6 protein-coding genes are annotated in these 5186 nt (G+C 57.3%); 3 read left to right on the top strand and 3 right to left on the bottom strand.

Features of this window, described 5'->3' with window-relative positions:
- On the top strand, positions 1 to 429 hold a 429-nt coding region (locus tag NTW95_01875; protein MCX6556172.1), incomplete at its 5' end, for a biopolymer transporter ExbD.
- Between the two features lie 52 nt (positions 430 to 481).
- Here NTW95_01875 and NTW95_01880 read toward each other — a convergent pair.
- The 3 genes from NTW95_01880 to NTW95_01890 are packed head-to-tail and all read right to left on the bottom strand — an operon-like array spanning position 482 to position 2989.
- Entirely contained in the window at positions 482 to 1375 is an 894-nt protein-coding gene (locus NTW95_01880; GenBank protein ID MCX6556173.1) for a diacylglycerol kinase family lipid kinase, read from the bottom strand.
- A gap of 44 nt (positions 1376 to 1419) precedes the next feature.
- A complete protein-coding gene (locus NTW95_01885) occupies positions 1420 to 2469 on the bottom strand; it encodes an SPFH domain-containing protein (GenBank protein ID MCX6556174.1) in 1050 nt (349 codons plus the stop codon).
- Positions 2470 to 2479: 10 nt separating this feature from the next.
- Entirely contained in the window at positions 2480 to 2989 is a 510-nt protein-coding gene (locus NTW95_01890) for a hypothetical protein (protein MCX6556175.1), read from the bottom strand.
- 136 nt (positions 2990 to 3125) lie between these two features.
- Between NTW95_01890 and gap the strand changes: the two genes are divergently transcribed.
- Both gap and NTW95_01900 read left to right on the top strand, forming a co-directional pair.
- Positions 3126 to 4127, top strand: coding sequence for a type I glyceraldehyde-3-phosphate dehydrogenase (gap, locus tag NTW95_01895; protein MCX6556176.1), 1002 nt, complete (start codon positions 3126 to 3128; stop codon positions 4125 to 4127).
- Position 4128: 1 nt separating this feature from the next.
- The coding region (locus tag NTW95_01900; GenBank protein ID MCX6556177.1) for a phosphoglycerate kinase at positions 4129 to 5186 on the top strand (1058 nt) is incomplete at its 3' end.

A 5186-nucleotide genomic window follows, 5' to 3' on the forward strand; every position in this document is an offset into this window, starting at 1 on the left:
ATGAGTGTCGAAATTGGCTCTAAATCTGCAAAATCTGAACCCAATGTGGTCCCCCTTTGCGACATTTTGCTGGTGTTGCTGATCATCTTCATGGTGGTGACGCCGATGATTACACATGGAGCCAACGTCACTTTGCCCGAAGCCAAATACGTTGCCAGTCAGCCTGACCCCGCTCAGATACTTACCGTTGAAATCGAAAAAAGCGGAAAAGTTATGTTTGATGGGAAAGAGATAACAAATCTGGAAACCTTGGGTCAGATGATCATCGATAAACTGGAAGACTTGCAGAGACCGGACAAAAAAGTCCTTCTCAAGGCTGATTTGCAAGCTGTCTACGGCAGAGTGGTCGATGTGCTGAGTGCGATCAAGGAAGCCCAGATCGAGGTTATCGGCTTGGTCACCGAGCAAAAAGCGTCATCGATGGAATAATTTTATTGTTCTGACCATCAAGAGGGGGAGAAGAAATTCTTCCCCTTTTTTTTTACAGCGGAATGCGTACCTTGACGGCGGCGGGGATCACCTGGATGTCGTAATCCAGCAGCTCGCTGCCGCCGTATTCGCCGTCGAAATGAAAAGGCATCGGCCCCTGCAGGGAGCGGACGTGAATGCGGTCGAATTTGAACGAGCGGTAAAAAGGGAACTTGTCGATGTTGCCGGTGAAAAGGCGCTGGATGCTCAACGAGGATTTGATCAGCTTGAACTTGTTCAGGATGCACAGATCGAGCAGGTGATCGTAGGGAGAAGCGTAGGGGGCGATTACCACATTGCTGCCGTATTCCTGGAAATTGGCCATGGCCAGGATCATGATTTCATCCTCGAATTCGCTTTCGGCGGTGGTCACCCGGACGTGGAAGGTCGGCATTTCAAAAATTCCCTTCAAGGCAAAATAAAAATAGGGCAGGATGCCGCGCGTCTTGGATTCCAGGTTGAATTTCTTGGATATCAAGCCGTCCAAGCCGATGCCGGCCACGTTGAAAAAAAGGATGTGATTGATCTTGCCGGCATCGATGAGCACGTCCCGGCCGTTGATCAGCGTGTCCAGCGCCCGCCGCCATGATAGGGGAATGTTCAGATTCCGCGCCAGGCCGTTGCCGGAGCCGCCGGGAAGGATACCCAGCGTCTTGTTGGTATGAAGCAAGGAGGCGGCCACGGAATTGACCGTCCCGTCGCCGCCGAAAGCGGCAAAAACATCGAAATGCGGCAACCCTTGGCTGGTGATCTCGCTGGCGTGGGCCGGTGAGCTTGTATGCACCAGGGATACGCTGGCGAAGTGCCGGCGCAGCTTGCGGATGATCGAACCGGTGGCGATGTCCTTGGAAATGAATCCCGACGCCGGGTTCAGTATCACCAGGATCCTTTCAGCGCTATGGTCCATGGCCGTTTGTCATCGCCTGGGCGGTACTGAAGGCGCGGGCCGCGCTAGCCGCCCCGGGGATTTTTTTGACCGCAGGCCGGACAAAACTTGGTTCCCGGTGGCAGCTCGGCGCCGCACTTGGCGCAGAACGTGCTGGCGGGGATTTCGCTGCCGCACTCCGGGCAGAACTTGGCGCTGGCCGGTATCTCCTTGTGGCATTTCGGGCATGTCCTGGTTTTTTCATCCGTCCTGGCAGCTGCTCCGGCTTTTTTCCCCTGCTCGATGGCCTGGTTGATCATGCCGGGGATCATCATCCCGAACCCGGCGCCCATGCCCAGCCCCATGCCCGAGGCGGCCGAGCCGCTGTTCTCCGCGGCTTTTTCCATTGCTTTGGCCGCCTTGAACTGCATGAATTTTCCCATGTCGCCGACGGCGCCCATGCCGGCCCGCTCATCGATCATCTTCTGCACTTCCTCGGGCGGTGTGATGGAGTTGATGACCAGGTCGGATATCTCCAAGCCATACTTGGCGAAATCATCGCCCAAGCGCGCTTTCAAGCCGGCGGCCATTTCGTCGAAATACTGCGGTAACTCGAATATGGTCTTGAGCGTTTCCCCCAGATAATCGTTCAAGCGGCCGACCAGCAGGTCGCGCAGGTAATCCTCGATCTGCTCCGTCGTGTAAACCGCCTGGGTCCCGGCCACTTCGGCGATGAAAAGCTGCGGGTTGCTGACCTTGATGGCGAAGATGCCGAAGGCCCGCAAGCGGACGAAACCCAGTTCGGAATCCTTGAAACTGACCGGCTCCTTGGTCCCCCATTTAAGGTTGAGGAAGGATTTCAAATTGACAAAATAAACCTGGGCCTGGAACGGGGACTTGAAGCCGTAGGGTAGCGACAGCAAACGGGTGAGCAGTGGAATGTTCATGGTGGAGAGGACGTGGCGCCCGGCTTTGAACGTGTCCAGCGCCTTGCCGTCGCGGAAAAACACCGCTGCCTGGTTCTCCTGGACGATCAGCTGGGCGCCCAGCTTGATATCGGCGGAGCCCTCCTCGGGAATGCGGTGGGATATTTCCTTGCCGGTCTGATCGAAGTATTTGAGGATTTCCAATTTCATTTTCTTCTCCTTATTCTCGATAGCCCTTGAGCAGGTCCGCCCGTTTGGCGAACATGGTCTCGATTTGGGACAGACCATCCGCCAATGCGTCGAAGCGCGGCGCCAGCGCGGGGGCGGCGGCCATTTTTCGGATCTCATCGTTGAAACGGCCGGCCAATTCGATCATTTCTCCGTCCAGGCGGTAGATCGCGTCCAGCTCGCTTTCGTGGATTTTGACCAGATCGAAAAAACCGCTGTAGCCGCGGTCGGCGTAGAGGATCTCGTTGCCGATCTTCTGAAGGCGCTTGGCCAGGAGGTCGTACTCGGTCAGCAGGGCGAGATTCTTCTGACGGCTGACGGCCCGGATCGCGTCGTTCAGGCTGCGGCCGGCTTCGTGCAGCTGCTTGACGATGAATTCGCGCTGCAAGCGGTCGGCGTCGCGGCGAAACTCCTTTTCATAGTAACCTTTGAAACCGGGTATTTGATGCAAAATCTTTTCGAACCAATTCATTTTTCCCCGGGCTTTTTCCTGCATGTCCATTTGGAACCTCCAAACCGATTATAGAAAATTAATAGTAAAAAAGCAATATCGCTGCCGCTTTTCCCCGACCGTTTCCGCCGCTTCTTACTTGAAAATGAAGGGCGCTTGTGGTAAGTTTATGCCTTGGAGGTCAATCATGAAAATGAAGATCGCGATAAACGGTTTTGGCAGAATCGGCAGGCTTTTTTTGCGGACGGCTCACGATAGCCCGGGCATGGAGATCGTGGCCATCAACGACATCACCGACGCCAAGACGTTGGCCCATTTGCTGAAGTACGACTCGATCTTCGGGATTTTCACCGAAACGGTCAGCCATGGCGACGGATTTATCCAGGTTGGTAAAAACAAGATCAAGGTAACCGCTGTCAAGAACCCCGAAGAACTGCCCTGGAAGGAACTGGGCATCGACCTGGTGGTCGAGTCGACCGGTCTCTTTACCAAGCGCCCCGACGCCGAAAAGCATCTGAAGGCCGGCGCCAAAAAGGTCTTGATATCGGCGCCCGCCACCGATCCCGATGTTACCATCGTCCTGGGTGTCAACGACGGCGAATACGACCCCGGCAAGCACCACATTGTTTCCAACGCCTCCTGCACCACCAACTGCGTGGCCCCGCTGGCCAAGGTTCTGCACGACCATTTCAAGATCCTCAAGGGCAACATGACCACCATTCACTCTTATACCAATGACCAGCGCATCCTCGACCTGCCGCACAAGGATCTGCGCCGGGCCCGGGCTGCCGGTTTATCAATGATCCCCACCTCCACCGGCGCGGCAAAAGCTGTGGGCTTGGTCATCAAGGACCTGAAGGGGAAAATCGACGGAACTTCCATCCGCGTCCCGACCCCCGACGTATCGGTGGTCGACCTGGTGGTTCACGTGGCCAAGGACACCTCGGTCGAAGAGGTGCGCCAGGTGATCGAAAAGGCCGCCAACGGGCCCATGAAAGGCATACTGGGCTTCAGCTATGAACCGCTGGTTTCCATCGATTTCAAGGGCGACGAGCGTTCCTCGATCGTGGACATGGACAACATCCTGGTCGTGGAAAAGAACCTGATCAAGGTGCTCGCCTGGTACGACAACGAATGGGCCTATTCCTGCCGGGTACGCGACCTGATCCTTAAAATGGCGAAAAACTGAAATGGCCAAGAAATTCCTGACCGATGTTCCGGTGCAAGGCAAGCTGGTTTTCTTGCGCAACGACTTCAACGTGCCGCTGGACGCGCGGCAGCATATCACCGACGACACGCGCATCCGGGCGGCGTTGCCCACCTTCCGCTACCTGATCGAGAATGGGGCGCGCGTCGTCTGTTCGTCGCACCTGGGCCGTCCCAAGGGGGAGGTGATCCCCGACTGCAGCCTGGCGCCCGTTGCCAGGCGTTTGGCGGAGCTGCTGGGGATGGATGTCGCCTTCTGCCCGGAGACGGTGGGGGCCAAGGCGGAAAAGGCCAAAGCTGCGCTGAAGGCCGGGAAGGTCCTCCTCCTGGAGAACCTGCGCTTCCATCCCGGCGAGACCAAAAACGACCCCATTTTCGCCGCCGAACTGGCCAAGGGGATCGAGGTCTACGTCGACGACGCTTTCGGCGCCTGCCACCGGGCCCACGCGTCCATCGACCAAATCACCCGCCTGGTACCGGTCGCCGTGGGCGGATTTCTGATCAAAAAGGAAATTGATTTTTTGAGCCTGGCTGCAGAAAATCCTCCCGATGACTACCTGGTGATCCTCGGCGGCGCCAAAGTCAGCGACAAGCTGCCGCTGCTCACCCACCTGCTGGACAAGGCCGATACCATCCTGATCGGCGGAGCCATGGCCTACACGTTTTTAAAGGCGACCGGCATGAACGTCGGCGCCTCGCGCGTGGAGAACGAATGCCTGGACTTGTGCCGTGAGCTGTTGCGCAAAGGCGAGGCGAACGGCGTGCGCATCCTCCTGCCCAAGGATCATATCGCGGCCACCAAGATCGAGCCCAACATCACCGTGCGCATCATCCGCTCCGGCGAGGAGATCCCCGGCGTCATGATGGGACTGGACATCGGCCCCGAGACCGTCGACCTGTACCAAAGCGAGATCGGCCGCGCCAAACTGATCTTCTGGAACGGCCCCATGGGCGTGTTCGAGGTGGATACGTTCGCCGGCGGCACCATGGAGATCGCCGCCGCCGTCGCCGCATCGTCGGCGACCACCATCATCGGCGGCGG

This window comes from Candidatus Aminicenantes bacterium, assembly GCA_026393795.1.
In the GTDB taxonomy this organism is placed as follows: domain Bacteria; phylum Acidobacteriota; class Aminicenantia; order UBA2199; family UBA2199; genus UBA2199.

Coding starts and splice junctions, on each gene's coding strand:
- NTW95_01890 (MCX6556175.1), bottom strand. CDS start 2,989: ATGGACATGCAGGAAAAAGCCCGGGGAAAAATGAATTGGTTCGAAAAG.
- NTW95_01885 (MCX6556174.1), bottom strand. CDS start 2,469: ATGAAATTGGAAATCCTCAAATACTTCGATCAGACCGGCAAGGAAATA.
- NTW95_01880 (MCX6556173.1), bottom strand. CDS start 1,375: ATGGACCATAGCGCTGAAAGGATCCTGGTGATACTGAACCCGGCGTCG.
- gap (MCX6556176.1), top strand. CDS start 3,126: ATGAAAATGAAGATCGCGATAAACGGTTTTGGCAGAATCGGCAGGCTT.